General features: G+C 61.8%; 14 protein-coding genes and 1 tRNA gene. 6 read left to right on the forward strand and 9 right to left on the reverse strand.

Translation table 11 applies throughout. The annotated features are described in order from the left end of the window. Positions 1-115: 115 nt before the first annotated feature. From ACYVL5_RS16420 to ACYVL5_RS16430, 3 genes are all read right to left on the reverse strand, one after another. A tRNA-Cys gene (locus tag ACYVL5_RS16420) sits at positions 116-190 on the reverse strand. Between the two features lie 63 nt (positions 191-253). Continuing rightward, positions 254-847: a CDP-alcohol phosphatidyltransferase family protein gene (pgsA, locus tag ACYVL5_RS16425; RefSeq protein ID WP_460596656.1), complete on the reverse strand. Its 594-nt coding sequence runs from the start codon at positions 845-847 to the stop codon at positions 254-256. 9 nt (positions 848-856) lie between these two features. Beyond that, on the reverse strand, positions 857-1,447 hold the full coding sequence (locus ACYVL5_RS16430) for a transglycosylase SLT domain-containing protein (RefSeq protein WP_460596700.1): 591 nt from the start codon (positions 1,445-1,447) through the stop codon (positions 857-859). 214 nt (positions 1,448-1,661) lie between these two features. Between ACYVL5_RS16430 and nadB the strand changes: the two genes are divergently transcribed. From nadB to ACYVL5_RS16460, 6 genes are all read left to right on the forward strand, one after another. Next, complete coding sequence (gene nadB, locus ACYVL5_RS16435; protein ID WP_460596657.1) at positions 1,662-3,257, forward strand: L-aspartate oxidase; 1,596 nt, start codon at positions 1,662-1,664, stop codon at positions 3,255-3,257. Positions 3,258-3,264: 7 nt separating this feature from the next. Next, positions 3,265-3,540, forward strand: coding sequence for a chorismate mutase (pheA, locus tag ACYVL5_RS16440; protein WP_460596658.1), 276 nt, complete (start codon positions 3,265-3,267; stop codon positions 3,538-3,540). Positions 3,541-3,768: 228 nt separating this feature from the next. After that, positions 3,769-3,978, forward strand: coding sequence for a hypothetical protein (locus tag ACYVL5_RS16445; RefSeq protein ID WP_460596659.1), 210 nt, complete (start codon positions 3,769-3,771; stop codon positions 3,976-3,978). Beyond that, a complete protein-coding gene (glnD, locus tag ACYVL5_RS16450) occupies positions 3,979-6,672 on the forward strand; it encodes a bifunctional uridylyltransferase/uridylyl-removing protein GlnD (protein ID WP_460596660.1) in 2,694 nt (897 codons plus the stop codon). Further along, positions 6,672-7,553 (forward strand): site-specific tyrosine recombinase, encoded by an 882-nt coding sequence (gene xerD / locus ACYVL5_RS16455; RefSeq protein WP_460596661.1) that lies wholly within the window; start codon positions 6,672-6,674, stop codon positions 7,551-7,553. The genes glnD and xerD overlap by 1 nt, the downstream gene beginning before the upstream one ends. 606 nt (positions 7,554-8,159) lie before the next feature. Next, positions 8,160-9,359: a cofactor-independent phosphoglycerate mutase gene (locus ACYVL5_RS16460; RefSeq protein WP_460596662.1), complete on the forward strand. Its 1,200-nt coding sequence runs from the start codon at positions 8,160-8,162 to the stop codon at positions 9,357-9,359. 264 nt (positions 9,360-9,623) lie between these two features. Here the strand turns inward: ACYVL5_RS16460 and ACYVL5_RS16465 are convergent, their stop codons facing one another. The 6 genes from ACYVL5_RS16465 to ACYVL5_RS16490 all read right to left on the reverse strand — a co-directional run bounded on the left by ACYVL5_RS16465 (position 9,624) and on the right by ACYVL5_RS16490 (position 17,492). After that, complete coding sequence (locus ACYVL5_RS16465) at positions 9,624-9,962, reverse strand: hypothetical protein (RefSeq protein ID WP_460596663.1); 339 nt, start codon at positions 9,960-9,962, stop codon at positions 9,624-9,626. A gap of 16 nt (positions 9,963-9,978) precedes the next feature. Further along, complete coding sequence (locus ACYVL5_RS16470) at positions 9,979-11,370, reverse strand: TRAP transporter large permease (protein WP_460596664.1); 1,392 nt, start codon at positions 11,368-11,370, stop codon at positions 9,979-9,981. Next, complete coding sequence (locus ACYVL5_RS16475) at positions 11,367-12,005, reverse strand: TRAP transporter small permease (RefSeq protein ID WP_460596665.1); 639 nt, start codon at positions 12,003-12,005, stop codon at positions 11,367-11,369. The genes ACYVL5_RS16470 and ACYVL5_RS16475 overlap by 4 nt, the downstream gene beginning before the upstream one ends. Positions 12,006-12,087: 82 nt before the next feature. Further along, on the reverse strand, positions 12,088-13,098 hold the full coding sequence (locus ACYVL5_RS16480) for a TRAP transporter substrate-binding protein (protein ID WP_460596666.1): 1,011 nt from the start codon (positions 13,096-13,098) through the stop codon (positions 12,088-12,090). 310 nt (positions 13,099-13,408) lie between these two features. Next, a complete protein-coding gene (locus ACYVL5_RS16485; RefSeq protein ID WP_460596667.1) occupies positions 13,409-14,788 on the reverse strand; it encodes a sigma-54-dependent transcriptional regulator in 1,380 nt (459 codons plus the stop codon). A 199-nt stretch (positions 14,789-14,987) separates the two neighbouring features. Continuing rightward, positions 14,988-17,492, reverse strand: a complete 2,505-nt coding sequence (locus ACYVL5_RS16490; RefSeq protein WP_460596668.1) for an ATP-binding protein — start codon at positions 17,490-17,492, stop codon at positions 14,988-14,990. Between the last annotated feature and the right edge of the window lie 4 nt (positions 17,493-17,496).

Below are 17,496 nucleotides of genomic sequence, written 5' to 3' on the forward strand. Positions count from 1 at the left end.
TTCCCCTTGCCGAGGAACAATTCATCATGTGGTATAATTAAGCATTCCTAAAAAATCGGGGAAACCCGTTACGACGAAAAAAGGGGCTAGCTTTAAGCTAACCCCTTGATGTTTCTGGAGGCGGCGCCCGGATTTGAACCGGGGAATGAAGGATTTGCAGTCCTTTGCCTTACCACTTGGCCACGCCGCCTTAATCAACGAAAGGAGGTGAATGTATATCGTGAATCCATTCTTTTGTCAATGGGAAATTTTGCTAACGGGCGATGACCTTCACGAACTTATTCAAGTAGTCGACTCCCGACCAGATAGTGATCACTGTTGCTATCCACAGATAGAACATTCCGACATGGTGCATGTTCACTACGAGGAGGGGGTGGTCGACGGAGAAGAACCAGCGGTAGTCGTAATGCAGCAGCAGCCCGATAATGGCCACTAGCTGAAAGATCGTCTTGAACTTGCCGAGGTTGCTCGCGGGTATCACGATCCCTTCGGTGGAGGCAATCCCCCTCAGGCCGGTGATGATGATCTCGCGCCCGAGGATGACCAGCACCATCCAGGCCGGAACCCGGTCGTAGGGGAGGATCATGATGAGGGCCGCCATCACGATCAGTTTGTCCGCGATCGGGTCGAGGAACTTGCCGAAGACGGTGACGATCTCCATCTTGCGGGCCAGGTAGCCGTCCAGCCAGTCGGTCACCGAGGCGGCGGCAAAGAGCGCCGCGGCCCAAAAGCAGGGACGGCGGTCCGGGGAGAGCAGCAGCACGCAGAGAACCGGGATGGCCGCGATTCTCAGCATGGTCAGGATGTTGGGGAGGTTAAGTATGGTCCCGTGGTTGGATTTCTGCATGCAATCCTTCTAGCGGTAGGTATTCCGGTAGCTCAGTACCTTGGCCACGTAGTTTCTGGTTTCCTGGAAGGGGGGAATCCCGCCGTACTTGGCTACGTTCCCCAGTCCGGAGTTGTAGGCCGCCAGGGCCAGCGATTCGTCCCCCCGGAAGGTGTCCAAAAGAAACCTCAGGTAGCGCACCCCCCCCTGGATGTTGTCGGAAGGATTCATCATGTCGGCCACCTTGAGTCCCTGGGCGGTCTTGGGCATCAGCTGCATGAGCCCCTGCGCCCCCTTGGACGAGACCGCGTTCGGGTTGTACCCGGACTCGGCATGGATCACCGCCTTGACCAGCGCGACGTCCACCCCGTATTTCCTGGAGCAGGCGGCGATGATCGGCTCGAACTCGGCGGGATTCCTCGCGTACCCCGGCAGCTTGAAGGCCGTCCGGAGCTTCTTGTCCTTCTTGATGTCCCGCATGAAAATCTTGAACCGCTTGTCGGTGGGCGCATCGGTGAAATGAAGGGTGCCGTCGGGGTCCTCGTACCGGTAGATATCCGCGCGGGCGGGGGCAGGTATAGTGACTGCCGCGGGGGCCAGCGCCACGAGGGCGAAAAGGATGACGTATCGCTTCAAGCGCGTGACCTTCCTTGGCTAAATGGGGAAAAAAAACGCACTGAAAAGATATAGAACAATAACCATTAGAATTCAAGGCCTAATATATGACCAGGTGACCTAACCTGCCAAAAGGCTTGACAAAAGTACCCCGGGGGTCAATAATCCGCTGGTTTTCCGGATAGTACTCCGCATTCCAAAGCTCCGCCCGGGGGAAAAAATGAAGGTGCAAAGTGATTTTCTGGTGATCGGCAGCGGTATCGCCGGGCTCTCCTTCGCCCTGCAGGCCGCCGCCTACGGCACGGTCGCTGTGGTCACCAAGAAAGATATATCGGAATCGGCCACCAACTACGCGCAAGGGGGGATCGCCACCGTCTCCAGCGCCGAGGACTCTTTCGACGCCCACGTCCAGGATACCCTGGTGGCGGGTGCCGGCATCTGCCATGAGGACGTGGTCCGCATGGTGGTCGAGGAGGGGCCCGGCGTCATCGCGAGCCTCATCGAGTGGGGGGTGCAGTTCACCAAGAACGGCGGGGTCTACGACCTGACCCGGGAGGGTGGGCACTCCGCCCGCCGCATCCTCCACGCCGAGGACGTCACCGGCCGCGAGATCGAGCGCGCCCTGGTGGAGGTGGTCAAGGGGCACCCCAACATCACCATCTACGAGAACCACATAGCCATCGACCTGGTCACCGAGGCGAAGCTTAAGAAGAGCCCCGTGGCGGTCAACCGCTGCCTCGGGGCCCACGTGCTCGACAAGCAGACCGGCGCGGTGAAATCCTTCGCCGCCCGCATCACGCTCTTAGCCTCCGGCGGGGCGGGCAAGGTGTACCTCTACACCTGCAACCCCGACGTCGCCACCGGCGACGGCGTCGCCATGGCCTACCGCGCGGGCGCCACCATCTCCAACATGGAGTTCATGCAGTTCCATCCGACCACCCTCTACCATCCCCACGCCCGTTCCTTCCTGATCTCCGAGGCGGTGAGGGGTGAGGGGGCGATCCTCAGGCGCCGCGACGGCACCGCCTTCATGGAGCGCTACCACAAGCTGAAGGACCTGGCGCCGCGCGACATCGTGGCCCGCGCCATCGACAACGAGATGAAGACCCACGGCGACGACTGCGTCTACCTCGACATCACCCACCGGGACGCCTCCTACATCACCGGCCGTTTCCCCAACATCTACCAGACCTGCCTCGAGTTCGGCATCGACATGACCCGCGACATGATCCCGGTTGTTCCCGCCGCCCACTACCTCTGCGGCGGGGTGGCGGTGGATACCAACGCCGAGACCGACGTGAAGCACCTCTACGCCATCGGCGAGGTCGCCTTCACCGGCCTGCACGGCGGCAACCGTCTGGCCTCCAACTCGCTCCTCGAGGCCGCCGTCTACGCCGGCCGCGCCTTCAAGCACGCGGTGGAGACCCTGAAGAACAGCGATTTCTCCGCCCCGGTCTTCCCCGAGTGGGATGCCGGCACCGCCACCAACTCCGACGAGATGGTGGTGGTCTCCCAGAACTGGGACGAGATCAGGCGCTTCATGTGGAACTACGTCGGCATCGTCCGCTCCGACAAGAGGCTCGCCCGGGCCATGCGCCGCATCGACCTGATCCAGGACGAGATCGAGGAGTACTACTGGAACTTCATCGTGACCTCCGACCTGATCGAATTGAGGAACATCGCCACCGTCGCCAAGCTGATCGTCTCCTGCGCGCAGATGCGCAAGGAGTCCCGCGGCCTCAACTACAACATCGACTACCCGCAACTGGACGACGTCAACTGGAAGCGTGACACCATCATCAAGAAGCAGTTCTGAGGCGCCGATGACCATAGACGAGATCAGGGATAACATCGACCGGCTGGACAGCGAACTGTTGCGGATCTTCAACGAGCGGGCCTCGCTGGCCCTGAGGATCGGAGAGATCAAGAAGGGGCTGGGGCTTCCGGTATACGACCCGGCCCGCGAGAAACGGATCTTCAACCGGATGACCCAGGAGAACCCCGGCCCCCTGGACGACGAGGCCATCGTCCGTCTCTTCGAGAGGGTGGTGGACGAATCCCGCCGCCTGGAGAGGATCATGACCGCCGGGGAGCGCTGAGCTTCGGGGAACAAGCGCCCCCCATCCTCACCCCAGCCTTCCCCGTGAAGGGGAGGGAAGGGTTGACCGAGTAGGCTGAACGCGAATTTCGAAATTATAACTGCCGGAAGGCTTTCTCCCGGCGTACAGAAGATGACCGCAGGGAGTCAGGCAACGAGGCCGGCCGGGGCCATGCCCAAGCCGGCTTTGCCGTATCTGCCCCGGCGGAAAATCCGAGAGGAGTGAATCGTGCTGATAGTGATGCGCAAGGGAGCGGACACCGAAGCCCAGGAGAGAATCAAGGCTTACCTCATCGAACGCGGGTATGACATTCACCAGTCTACCGGCGCCAACCGGGTCATCATCGGTGTCATCGGCGACACGGAGAACCTGCCTGAGGCCGACATCCAGGCGTTCCCGGGTGTGCTCCAGGTGGTAAGGATTGCCAAGGAAGAGTAAATGCGCCGTCTGAACATAAAAGGATACCTCCCCCAGTCGCTCATGGGGGCCTCCCATACTTTCGAGGAGAAGCGGGGTGCCTACCTGGCCGCCGCCCGTGAGTTCCTGGAGCATTTCCGTGAGGAGTCCAAGCGCGAGCACCGGGAGGGGGAGAGCGGCAAGGACGTGGTGGATTCCATCACCGCCATGACCGACGACCTCGTCACCACCCTCTTCACCGCCCTTTCCGAAGACCTGCACATCGGGAAGGTGGGGGAGCTCGCCCTGGTGGCGGTGGGGGGCTACGGCCGCATGGAGTTGAACCCCTACTCCGACCTCGACCTGATGTTCCTTTATTCCGGCAAGGACGTCAAAAGGGTGGAGGAGATCGCCAACCGCCTCTTGTACTTCCTGTGGGACCTGAGGCTGGACGTCGGGTACTCGGTGCGTAACTTGACCGACTGCGTCGAGATGGCCAACAACGACACCACGGTGAAGACCGCCCTTCTGGACGCGCGGCTTCTGACCGGGAGCCAGTCCCTTTTCGCCGAGCTTAAGAAGGTCATGGTGAGCCAGGTGCTCGCCAAGAGAAGCGACGCCTTCATCACGGAGAAGGTCGAGGAGCTCAAGAAGAGGCGGGAGAAGTACGGCTCCAGTGTCTACATCCTGGAACCGAACCTCAAGGAAGGGGAGGGATGCCTGCGCGACCTCCACACCGCCATGTGGATCGCCAAGATCAAGTACAAGGTGGACGAGCCCAAGGAGCTGATCACCAAGGGGGTCCTCTCCGAGGACGAGCTCAAGGTCTACTACGACTCCCTCTCCTACATCTGGCGGATCCGCAACGAGCTCCACTACGCGGCGGGGAGGAAGAACGACCAGCTCACCTTCGACAACCAGATCTCGGTGGCGCGCTTTTTTGGCTACCACGACAAGGGGAAGACGCTGGCGGTCGAGCAGTTCATGCAGGACTTCTACCTGCACGCCAACCACGTCGAGCACTTCTGCTCGCTTTTAATCACCAAATGCAGCCGCCGCGAAGACAGCAAGAGTAAGATTCTCGGCTACTTCACCCGCCGCCCGGTGGGAGATGGCTTCTACGTGATGCGGGGCGAGCTGGTGGTGCCGGACGAGTCGGTGATCGAGAAGGACCCGGTCCGGCTCGTGAAGATTTTCGAGTACGCCCAGAAGCAGGGGGTCAACCTCAACATCAACACCAAGCGGCTGATCCGTGAGAACCTCGACCTCGTCAACGACAAGGTCCGCCGCTCGAAAGAGGCCAACGCCTCCTTCGTCAACATCCTGCAGTCCGAGAAGCTGGTGGCCGAGACCCTCCAGCAGATGCACCACTTGGGCTTTTTGAACCGCTTCATCCCCGAGTTCGAAAGGATCTACTGCAAGGTCCAGCACGACGTCTACCATATCTACACGGTCGACACCCACACCCTGTTCGCCGTCGAGGAGATCACCAAGCTTTGGCGCGGCGATCATCGGGACGACCTGCCGCTTTTGACCCAGCTCTCCCTGGAGATCGACAAGCGCTACCTGCTCCTTCTGGCCGTCATGCTGCACGACATCGGGAAGGGGTCGGGGGGCGGCCACGCGGAGATCGGGGCCGAGCTCAGCAAGACCATCGCCCGCCGCATGGGGCTCATCAAGGAGGACGCCGAGCGGCTGCAGTTCCTGGTCCGCCACCACCTCCTGATGGCCCACATCGCCCAGCGCCGCGACCTGCACGACGAGCGGATGATCATCCAGTTCGCCCGCCAGATGGAGAAGAGCGAGAACCTGAAGATGCTCTACCTCCTGACCTACGCGGACATCAAGGCGGTGGGGCCCGACGTCTGGACCGAGTGGAAGGCGCTTTTGCTCCAGGAGCTCTACGAGAAGGCCTTCACCGTGCTCGAGCGGGGGGACTTCAAGCTGGAGGCCTCCGGCGACCGGGTGAAGCGGGTGAAGAGGGCGGTCTTCGACCTTTTGGCCGACGACTTCCCGCACCAGCTCATCAAGGACGAGCTGCAGGCACTCTCCACCCGGCACCTGCTCTCCTACAAGCCGGACATCATCGCCGGACATTTGAGGATCCTGCTCAACCTGCGCGGCGAGCTGCTCTTGCAGGTCAAGATCGCCCACGAGGTCTCCAGCGGATACACGACCTGCACGGTCTGCACCTACGACATCCCGGGGCTCTTCTCGATGATCACCGGGGTGATGGCGGCCAACGGGATGAACATCCTCGGGGCGCAGATCCACACCAACACCAACGAGAAGGTACTCGACATCCTCCAGGTCAACTCTCCGCAGGGGTTCGTCATCACCGAGGAGAGCCGCTGGGCGCGCTTCGAATCGGACCTCGCCCAGGTGCTGCAGGGGAAAGTACGGGTGGGCGCGCTGGTGGCCAAACGCCACCGGCCGAGCATCCTCACCGAGAAGGCCAAGCCGACCCAGCCCGCCCGGGTGGAGATCGACAACGAGGTGTCGACGGACTACACGGTCATCGACATCTACGCCCACGACAAGGTCGGGCTCCTCTACAACATCACCAGTACCCTGACCCGGCTCGGCCTCTACATCGGCGTCTCCAAGATCTCCACCAAGGTCGACCAGGTCGCCGACACCTTCTACGTCAAAGACATCTTCGGGCAGAAGATCACCGATCCGGGCAAGCTCGAGGAGATCCGGCGCGAGCTCTTAGCCGCCATCGACAAGGACTAGTGGACTCTTTTGTCGATCTCTTTCTGAATTACCTCCTGGTCGAGAAGGGGGCCGCCGCCAACACGGTGGCCTCCTACGGCCGGGACCTGGCCCGCTACCTCCGCTTCCTCGGGGAGGGGAGATCCCCCGGCGGCGTCACCCCCACCGACATCGCTTCCTACCTCGCCCGGCTCAAAGACGAGGGTATCGCCCCCCGCAGCCGCGCCCGCGCGCTCTCCGCTCTCCGCATGTTCCACCGCTTCCTGGTCACCGAAGGGTACTGCGACAGCAACCCGACCTCCATCATCGAGGCCCCCAAGGGGGTGCACAAGCTTCCCACCGTGCTGAGCGGCCGGGAAGTGGAGGCGCTCCTCTGCTCGCCGCTCGAAACCGGGGCGGGCGAATTGCGGGACAAGGCGATGCTGGAGCTTCTCTACGCGACGGGGCTCAGGGTTTCCGAGCTGGTGGGATTGAAACTTTCGGACGTGAACCTCTCCGCCGGATACCTGATGACCATCGGCAAGGGGGAGAAGGAGAGGCTGGTTCCCATGGGGGACAGCGCCTGCCGGGCGGTCAGCCGCTACCTCGTGGAGGCCCGGGAGGATCTCTTGAAGGAGGGGACCTCCCCGCTTTTGTTTCTGACCAGGCTGGGAGATGGAATGACCCGGCAGTCGTTCTGGAACATCGTCAAGAAGAGGGCGCTGCAGTCGGGGATCGTGAAGAACATCTCGCCCCACACGCTGCGGCACTCGTTCGCCACCCATCTGCTGGAAAACGGGGCCGACCTTCGCAGCGTGCAGATAATGCTTGGGCACGCCGACCTTTCCTCGACGCAGATCTACACCCATGTGACCCGGGAAAGGCTCAAGCGGCTCCACGCAGAGTTCCATCCGCGGGGGTGAAAAGTTAATGATGGCTTTACTTAAGCCATAGCCGGTGTCACTTAAGGAAAAGCAACGTCGCTTTTATTAATAGAAGGTCGGGTTTTTACAAAAGCTGATCATGTTTATGTAAATCACCTGCCTACATTAATGCGAGCAGGAGTCTGTTCTAACCGAAGCGGGCATGCCGGTCCTTTTGAAGGGGTGGGTGAGTAAATAACCGGCATCTCTCGGGCCCTTACCCTGTCTCGTAACGGAAAGCCGTGGCTGAGAAATCGAAAGGCGGGGTGCGTGGTGTTGAAATCGCTACTCCGTACCGATGAGGAGCCGTGCTTTTTTTTAAACAAGACCGTGTTTAAGATAAAGCAGATGCCATATTAAAAAAAGGTGGGCTTACATTAACAAACGCGGACCATCTTTTACCTCCGCGCCCTATCCGGTTGGGATGGGCACCCCCTGTCCACGCGGAGCTTAAAGGGAATGGTGGGCAGGGGGCTGCCCACCCCGCGATTGCCGTTAAGGTTACGATGGGGTTGACCTGCACCCCCATTCCCTGCTAGATAGGTAGGGTCATTTTTTATTGCAATGCACTTGCAATGCACTTCCCAAGCTAAAGAGGAACTTTCGATGAAGTACGTGGTACTGCTCGGCGACGGCATGTCGGATCAGCAGATAGCGGCCCTGGACGGTAAAACCCCGCTGCAGGCGGCGAAAACCCCCAACATGGATTACATCGCCCAGCGCGGCGTCCTCGGCCTGGCCAAGACGGTGCCGGCCGGTTATCCGCCGGGAAGCGACGTGGCCAACCTCTCCATGTTCGGCTACGACCCCGCCTCCTGCTATACCGGCCGCTCTCCGCTCGAGGCTGCCAGCATGGGGGTCTCTCTCGGCCCCGACGATGTCGCTTTCCGCCTCAACCTGGTCTCCCTCGATGCCCGCGGCGGCCGCCTCATCATGGAGGACTACTCCGCCGGCCACATCACCACCGCCGACGGCCGCGAACTGGTGGAGGACCTCCAGCGCCAGCTCGGCGACGACGAGTTCTCCTTCCATCCCGGCGTGAGCTACCGTCACCTCATGGTCTGGCATGGCGGCAAGGAGCAGATCAAGGCGACTCCTCCCCACGACATCACCGGCCAGGATATTCTCAGCTACCTCCCGAGCGGGGAGGGGGCCGACAAGCTCATCTACCTGATGAACTCATCGCAGATGATCTTCAACAACCATCCGCAATACAAGCGGCGGGCCGCCAAGGGCGAGCTTCCGGCCAACTCCATGTGGCTGTGGGGGCAGGGCAAGGCCCCGGCCATGGACCGCTTCGCCGACAAGTTCGGGCTGACCGGCGCGGTCATCTCGGCGGTCGACCTGATCAAGGGGATCGGGGTCTACGCCGGGCTCGACATCATCAACGTCCCCGGCGCCACCGGCTACCTTGACACCAACTTCCAGGGTAAGGCCGAGGCGGCCGTCGCCGCGCTGAAGGATCACGACTACGTCTTCGTGCACGTGGAAGCGCCGGACGAGGCCTCCCACTCCGGCAAACTCGACGACAAGATCAAGGCCATCGAATGCTTCGACGAGCTCGTGGTGGGCCCCGTCCTCGAGGGGATCAAGCAGTACGGCGAGTACCGCGTCCTCTGCGCGCCGGACCACCCGACGCCGGTCTCCCTGATGACCCATACCTCCGATCCGGTTCCCTTCGTCCTCTACAGCGGAGAACAGCAGGCGAAGGCGGGCGTGGAAGGGTACAGCGAGACCTCTGCCGCCGCGACCGGTGTCGTGGTGGAGGAGGGCTATCGCCTCATGGAGATGCTGCTCAAGAAATAAACCGACTGATGACGCCAGGCAAAAGCATTAGAACGCGGATGACGCGGATTTAGCGGATTAACGCGGATTCTTCAAAATCAGGAAACAAGTTACCGAAGAACCCCTGTAATCTTATATGCTAACAACGGCGGTTACCTTCTGGATAAACAAAAAGGGGCCCGGCAGATTGCCGGGCCCCTTTTTATTGTTTGGTTTTGCCGGCCCCCGTTCCGATGCCGAGGCTTCCCTCAAGCTTCGGTCCGCTTAGGCCAGCTCTCCCCCACTTCAAGAGGTGGGCTGGGGGGAGGATGGGGGTATAGCCTGGGCCGATTTTCTGCTGCGGCTGAACCCGGCAACGGTCGCCAGCAGGGGGGATACGATGAGAAGGATGCTGGCCAGCGTCGTGATCGCGCGCTCGGCCCCTCCCTGCTCGGCCACCCTCGCATGGATCGCTCCTACTGCAACAAGCAGGCGCATGACCGACATTACCAGTAACGGCGCGGCTATCGCCGCCGCGGCATGAGCCCATTTCTCTCCCTTGGACAGTCTCAGCCGCCAGATCAGGAAGGGGTGGCACGCCGCGTTGAGTGCCACTATGACATAGATAAGCAGATGGTTCGGCATCTCGCACCTTCCTTGGTTACATCATCCCCATCATCTTCGGGAGCCAGATAGAAAGCGACGGCCAGTAGGTCACGATGATCAGGAAGACCACCATGGTCATCAGCCATGGTAGGACCGCCACTGTCAATTCCGTGATACTCAACTTCGAGATGCCGCTGGCGACATACAGGTTGAGCCCGACCGGGGGATGGCAGAGGCCTACTTCCATGTTGGCGTCGATGAGGATGCCGAAGTGGACCGGATCGATGCCGAGACGGACGGCGGCGGGGAAGAGGATCGGGGCGAAGATCAGGATGATCGACGACGGCTCCATGACGTTGCCGGCCAAAAGGAGAACCAGGTTCACGAAGATGAGGAAGGTCACCACGCCGAGGTCCTTGCCGAGGATCCAGTCCGCCATGGCCTGCGGGATGTTCTCGTTGGACATCAGGAAGGAGAAGAGTACCGCGTTGGTGATGATGTACAAAAGCATCGCGGAGAGGTTGGCCGACTTGAGAAGGACCTTCGGCACGTCCCTCATCGAGAGATCCTTGTAGACGAAGACCGAGATGAAGAAGGCGTAGACGGCGGACATGGCGGCCGCTTCGGTCGCGGTGAAGATGCCGCTGTAGATGCCGCCGACGATGATGACGACCAGCATCAATCCCCAGACGCTCCTGCGGAAGGCGGTGATCCGCTGTCCCCAGGACGCCTTCTCGAGCCTTTTGTAGTTCCTCTTCTTGGAGACGTACCAGGTTACCGCGCAGAGCATGATGGTAAGCAGGATGCCGGGAATGAGGCCGGCCACGAAGAGGGCGCCGATCGATGTGTTGGTCGAGATGGCGTAGATGACCTTCGGGATGGATGGCAGCATCAATATCCCGAGTGATCCGGCACAGACGATGACCCCGGCGCCGAACCTCATCGGGTAGCCGTGCTGCACCATGGCCGGCAGGATGATCGAGCCGATGGCGACCACGGTGGCGACGCTCGAGCCGCAGACCAGGGCGAACATGGCGCAGGCGAGGATGCCGGCCAGGGCCAGGCCTCCGTGCAGGTGGCCGATCATGCTGGTCGCGAAGTCGATCATCCTCCTCGCCACGCCGCCGTGGGTCAGGAAGTTACCCGCCAGGATGAAGAACGGGATCGCCATGATCTCGAACTTCTCGATGCCGGTGAAGAGCTTCAAGGCGACCGCCTCGATCGGCACGTTGGTCATCAGGTAGAGGAAGGTGAGGACGGTGAGGCCCAGGGCGATGGAGACCGGGACCCCGGTCAGCATCAGCGCCAGCAGCAGGGCGAAAACGATCCCCACGTTGCCATAGTACATGGCCACGCCGCCCAGCACGGCCGCAATGCCGATCAGCCACGCCGCAGCCCGGGGCTTGCTCATGACTTGTACTGCGGTTGCCTGTTCCATTGCACTCATTGTTCTGCACCTCCTGCGGCAAGCGTATGCTCTGACGTTTTCGCGGTTTCCTCTTCGAGGCCATCGACATGCGCTTCGTCATGGTGCGGCATCTCGCCGGTTTTCAGGAAACGCCACCCCACCTGCAGGAACCGGAAGCACATGAGGTACGAGCCGAGCGGCACCGCCGAGTAGACCACCCAGGTCGGCCATTCCAGGTCCGGCGTGATCGGGCCTTCGGGGAGATCGCCGGTCGCAAGCCCGAACCGGTGGAAGAACGCGTAGTGCGCGCCGTTCTCCCAGACGAAGCGGGCACCCAGGGTACCGATGATGCCGGTGAAGAGAGCGCCGCAGATGATGGCGATCACCACCCCTTTCTTTCGCCAGTCGACGGGGAGCCGGTTGACCAGCACGTCCACGCCGACGTGGATCCCCGAGCGGACCCCGTAGGCGGCACCGAACTTGGCCATCCAGACGAACATGTAGATGCAGAGCTCCTGGGCCCAGCTCAGGTTGAGGTTGATCAGCCAGTCCTGGATGCCCGGGATCGGCAGGCCGGCCGCATAGCGGTGGACGATGGAAACGAAGATGATGAGCGTTGCCGCCCCCATGAGGAAGGTGATGATCGCTTCCTCGAGGTGATCGAGGTATTTCATGATGCGTCTCCTGGCGAAGTCGCTATAAGGGCCGCTGCCAGGCCGGCAGCGGCCCCCGTTGAGGCGACCTGCTGGTGTTGATTTAGTTCGCCCGGTAGCCGGTGGCGGCGTAGACTTCCCTGACGATATCCGCCCCGATCCGGTTCATGTTCTCCTTGTGGGCCTTGTCCATCGCCTTTTTCCACTGCGCCCGCTCCTGCTTGCTCAGGGTGATGATCTGGGAGCGCCCGGATTTCCTCACGCCGGCCAGCGCCTCGTCGTTATCCTTCTTGGCGACGTCGTTGGCGAACTTGGTGGCTTCCCTCATGCACTGCTCCAGGGTGGCCCTGATGTCCTTCGGCAGCCCGTCCCAGAACTTCTTGTTAACGATGACGGCATAACCGAGGTAGCCGTGGTCGGAAAGGGTGACGTACTTTTGAACCTCGTGCATCTTCTGGGTGTACAGGTTGGAGGGAGGGTTCTCGGTGCCGTTGACGACGCCGGTCTGCAGGGCCTGGTAAACCTCGGAGAAGGCGAGCACCTGCGGGATGGCGCCGACCGACCTCATCTGGCTGTCGAGCACCTTCGAGGACTGGATACGCATCTTCTGACCACGGAAGTCGGCCACGGTTTTCAGCGGCTTGTTGGCGCTCATGACCTTGAAGCCGTTGTCCCAGTAGGCGAGGCCGAGGATCCCTTTAGGCTCGAGCTTCTTGAGGAGCTTCGCGCCGACCGGTCCCTGGGTGACCTTGTGCAGGTCCTGGTAGTTGTCGAAGATGAACGGGAGGTCGAAAACCTCGAATTCCCTTACGCCGAGGGGGGCGAATTTCGCGAGGGAAGGAGCGAGCATCTGGACGGCACCGAGCTGGAGGGCCTCCATCTCTTCCTTGTCCTTGTAGAGCTGGCTGTTCGGGTAGACCTCGACCTTGACCCGGCCGTGGGTCCGCTGCTCGGCGAGCTTCTTGAAGTAGTCGGCGGCCTGGCCTTTGGGGGTGTTCTGGGCCACCACGTGGCTGAACTTGATCACGATCGGCCCCTGCGCGGCGAACGCCGACACGGGGAGGGCAAGGGCGGCCGTTACGGCCAGTGCTTTAAAAAACGTTTTCAGCTTCATCGATTCTCCTCCTTGAGATGGGTGCTTTGATACCTCACGTTTAAACTGCGCTCGCTTCCATTTTGCGGGTGTTCTTAATGATCCGGTGGTGATGCCGTATACGATACGCCGTTAGAATGCAACGGCGGTGCCATAAACTGAATTTTGCAAGTGGCTGAATTTGCGTGGTGGGCGTGTTTAAAATGCCGGTTGGAATTGGAAGGGGGATGGCTGAAATCCGCCAAGAGGTGGCGGATTTCAGCCAACTGGCGAAGATCCGCCACCCGGTAAAGGGGGGAGCTGTGAGGGCAAAAAAGGGGAGGGGGACGGCCTACAGGCCGTACTTGTCCATCTTGTAGCGGAGCGTGCCGCGGGGGATCTTGAGGATGGCGGCGGTCTGGAGCACGTTGCCGCCGGCCACGGCGAGGGCGTTTTCGATGAGGGCCTTCTCGTACCTGGTGATCGCCTCCTCCAGGCCGACTCCGGCGGGAAGGGGCGCCGCAGCGGTGGCCGCAGCCGAGGTGGGGAGAAGGCGGTCGGCGGCCCCGCGAATCTCGACGGGGAGGTGTTCGGGGAGGAGCACCGGACCGCTTTGCATGATGCAGATACGCTCGATCACGTTCTTGAGCTCCCGGGCGTTGCCGGGCCAGGGGTAGCCTTTCATGAGGAGGGCGGCCTCCTCGGAGACCCCGGTGAATTCACGCCCGAAGGCCCTGCTGAAGTCGTGGAGAAAATAGGCGGCCAGGGCGTCGATATCCTCGGTGCGCTCCCTGAGGGGAGGGATGTGGATCGGAAAAACGTTGAGCCGGTAGAAGAGGTCCTCGCGGAAGGTCCCCTCCGCGATCCGCTTCTGGAGGTTGCGGTTGGTGGCGGCGATGACCCGTACGTCGATGGGGATGTCCTTCAGGCCGCCGACCCTGCGCACCGTCCGCTCCTGCAGGACGCGCAGGAGTTTCGCCTGCATGGCCATGTCCATCTCCCCGATCTCGTCCAAAAAGACGGTTCCCTGGTCCGCCTCCTCCAGCAGTCCCTTCTTGCGGCCGGTCGCCCCGGTGAAGGATCCCTTTTCGTGGCCGAAGAGCTCGCTTTCCAGGAGGTTGGCGGGGACCGAGGCACAGTTGATGGCGATGAAGGGGGCCTCGCGGCGGTCGGACAGGTCGTGGATGGCGCGGGCCACCAGCTCCTTGCCGGTCCCGGACTCGCCGGTGATGAGCGCGGTAGAGGGGATCCGGGCGATTTCCCGCACGAGGCCCGCTACCCTCTGGAAGGCCTGGCTTCGGCCGATGATGGGGGAGCGGCCCGGGAGCATCCCATCGGCGCGCTTGAGCTGTCTCACCTCCCGCTTGAGGGTCTGGGTCTTGAGCGCCAGCTTGACGATCAGGCGCAGGGCGTCGGCCTTGAACGGTTTTTTCATGTAGTGGAAGGCGCCCAGCTTGAGCGATTCCACCGCCGTCTCGACCGAGCCGTAGCCGGTGATGATGATGACCAGCAGTTCCGGGTCCAGTTCCTTGAGAGCCTTGAGGACGTCGATGCCGTCCTCGGTGCCGAGGTTCAGGTCGAGGAGGGCGAGATCGATCTCCTCCGAGGCGACGAGGCTCCGCGCGGCGGCGCTGCTGGAGGCGCTCAGCACCTGGAAACCCTCGTCGCTGAGGATCCTCTGCACGTTTTCACAGATAAACGGCTCGTCGTCGATGATCAGGATCTTTTCCATCAAACGGCTCCTTTTGGTATCCCTCAATTTACAGGCCGGGCCGGTTGTTTTTCCCCCATCCTCACCCTGTCCCTCTTTCATTTACCCTCGCCCCCATGGGGGGAGAGGGTGGCCGGAGGCCGGGTGAGGGTAGATTTTAAAACCTCCCTCACCCCTGCCCCTCTCCCCTAGAGGGGCGAGGGGATCGCGGACTTGGTGGTCAGGGGGAGGATGGGGTCACCGGGAGCTCGATGGTGAACCGGGTCCCCTTGCCGGGGGTGCTGTCGACCTTGATGGTCCCGCGGTGCTCCTCGACGATCCTCTGGGTGATCGACAGCCCGAGGCCGGTGCCGGCCCCTTTCCTGGTGAAGAACGGCTCGAAGATGAGCGGCAGATCCTCCGCCGCGATCCCCGCTCCGTTGTCGCCGATGGTGATGGTGGCCCCGTCTTCCAGGGGGGCGGTGGCGACCACGATCTCCCCGCCGTTCGGCAGGGCGTCCAGGGCGTTACGGATCATGTTCATGACCGCCTGCCTCATCTGGTCCGGGTCGATGAGCAGGGGAGGGATCTCACCCGGCGAGAGGGTGAGCTGCACCCTCTGGCGCTCGCACTGGCGGCGCATCAGCAAGACGGTGTCCGACACCACCCGGTTCAGGTCGCACTCGCGGAACTCGGCGCGCACCGGCGAGGAGTAGTTGAGAAGCGCCGAAATGAGCTTCTCGACCCGTTCGATCTCGCTCAAGGCCTTCTTGATCATCTGCTGGTCCCCAGATCCCGACGCCGCCTGGTCGTGGAGGTCGTCGAGGAGCAGGGAGATCCCCGTCAGCGGGTTTCTCACCTCGTGGGCGATACCGGCCGAGAGCTTGCCCAGCGAAGCCAGCCGGTCGAGCCGCATCATCTCCTCCTGGAGCTTGGCCTTCTCGGTCTCGTTACGGAGGATGACCGTCAGCCCCTTTTCCGCCTCGGCCCCGATCGGGAAGAAACCGATCTCGAAATGGGTCATACCTTCGCCGCGGTCCACCCTCAGCGCCTGGCGCCCGTAGCCGCAATGGCCGGCCAGCACCGCTCCCATCCTGTCCGCCATGTCCCCCCACCCCTGGAATATTTCCCGGTAGTCCATCCCGAACCGGGCCTGTTCCCCGAGGTACATCATCCCGGTTCCGTTCACGGAGGTGAGCTTTCCTTCCGGGGAGAAGGTGGTGATGACGCTCGAGATACTTTCCAGGACGCTCTTCTGGAAGTTTCGCTCGTCCATGATCTCCAGCCGGGACTTGCGGAGTTCGTCGAGGGTGGCGAGGATGTTCTCCTTGCGACGCTCCAGTTCGTCGGCCATGAAGTTGAAGGTGCCGGCCAGCACGCCGATCTCGTCGGCCGAGTTGATCTCGACCCGGATGCTGCTGTCGCCGGCGGCGAGTTTGGAGACACCGTCGGTGAGTCCTCTCAGGGGGACACTGATGGTGCGGGATAGGAGCCAGGCGGAAAGCGCCGACAGGAAGGCGGTGGCCAAAAGGATGATGGCGCTGGTCTGCCGGTGCTCGCCCAGCTGGTGGTTGATCAGCCGGCTCCCCTTCCTGGCCGCATCGTGGAACTGGTCGACCTGGAAACCGATGGTGACGCCGCCGAAGACCCCGTGCTTCTTGTAGTCGCCGGTGTCGTAGAGAATGGGGGCATAGGCCATGATCTTCTTGGCTCCCCCGACGTTGGTGATGTCGACGTATCCTTCCCTCTGCCTGCGCACCTCGGAGGCGACGAAGGGGTAGCTTGGATGGATGAAGCCCGCGTAGTCGAGGTTGAAGGGGATGCGGCCGCTTCTGATCGCCCCGGGGGAAGAATCTTTCCGGTAGGGCGGGACCAGCTTTCCGTGACGGTCGACTCCCCGGATATCCCAAAACTTGGGGTGGGTGATGATCCAACCTTCGTCATCGAAGAGAAACGCGTAGTTGCCGCTGCGGTAGGTCGGAAAGACCGTGGAGAAACTCTTTCCGGGATCGACGTGCTGGGTGAATTCCATCAGGTGCTGGTGGTCGAGCGACAGGACGACCATTCCGGAAAAGCGGCCGTGGCGGTCGAAAAGGGGGGAGCCGAAGCGGACGACCCCTTCATAGCTCTTCCCGTGGTAGGCCTTCTCCGGGTCGCTGGCCCCCGCCAGCTGCTCTTCGCGGGAAACGTGGAAGCCGGTCACGTGCGAGACGTAGATTCCGCCCGGTTTGAGCGCGGCCACCTTCCGGAAGTACTCCTCGCTCCTGTACTCCGTGTTGGCAGGATCGGCCACGTTCTTCAGGGCGCTCCCCGGGAGGAAGCCCCCGTTACGGATGACCAGTTTTTCGTTACCGGCCCGGTCGATGATGGCGATGGAGCGGTAGACGGGGAGGAACATGTGGCTTTCGTCCTGCAGGGACGAGTTCCCGCTGCGGAGCCACACCTCGCTTCGACGGGTGCGGTAGAAGTTGAAGAGCGCGGATCGGTCGAGGTGGGATTGGGAGAGGAAGAGGAGATCGCTTTCGCACTGGTGGAGAAAGTCGGAGACGTTCTCGGCCAGCACGCGAGCCCTCATCTTGAGCATCTCGGAGGCCTGCCGGTCGTCCGCCTCGGCAATCTCCGCCGTGAGCTTCGTGTTGGTCGCCTCCAGGTTCAAAAGAAGAATGAGGGAGGAAACCAGTAACGGCAGCAGCGAAAGAAGCAGGGTGCTGACCAGGATCTTCTTGAAGATGGTGAAGCGGGGCAAGAAG

This window comes from Geomonas sp. Red276, from assembly GCF_054784495.1.

What these genes read in the sequence shown, in the direction of transcription:
- ACYVL5_RS16460 (WP_460596662.1), top strand. Translation starts at nt 8,160, where the DNA reads ATGAAGTACGTGGTACTGCTCGGCGACGGCATGTCGGATCAGCAGATA.
- nadB (WP_460596657.1), top strand. Translation starts at nt 1,662, where the DNA reads ATGAAGGTGCAAAGTGATTTTCTGGTGATCGGCAGCGGTATCGCCGGG.
- glnD (WP_460596660.1), top strand. Translation starts at nt 3,979, where the DNA reads ATGCGCCGTCTGAACATAAAAGGATACCTCCCCCAGTCGCTCATGGGG.
- ACYVL5_RS16475 (WP_460596665.1), bottom strand. Translation starts at nt 12,005, where the DNA reads ATGAAATACCTCGATCACCTCGAGGAAGCGATCATCACCTTCCTCATG.
- ACYVL5_RS16480 (WP_460596666.1), bottom strand. Translation starts at nt 13,098, where the DNA reads ATGAAGCTGAAAACGTTTTTTAAAGCACTGGCCGTAACGGCCGCCCTT.
- pheA (WP_460596658.1), top strand. Translation starts at nt 3,265, where the DNA reads ATGACCATAGACGAGATCAGGGATAACATCGACCGGCTGGACAGCGAA.
- ACYVL5_RS16470 (WP_460596664.1), bottom strand. Translation starts at nt 11,370, where the DNA reads ATGAGTGCAATGGAACAGGCAACCGCAGTACAAGTCATGAGCAAGCCC.
- ACYVL5_RS16465 (WP_460596663.1), bottom strand. Translation starts at nt 9,962, where the DNA reads ATGCCGAACCATCTGCTTATCTATGTCATAGTGGCACTCAACGCGGCG.
- pgsA (WP_460596656.1), bottom strand. Translation starts at nt 847, where the DNA reads ATGCAGAAATCCAACCACGGGACCATACTTAACCTCCCCAACATCCTG.
- ACYVL5_RS16485 (WP_460596667.1), bottom strand. Translation starts at nt 14,788, where the DNA reads ATGGAAAAGATCCTGATCATCGACGACGAGCCGTTTATCTGTGAAAAC.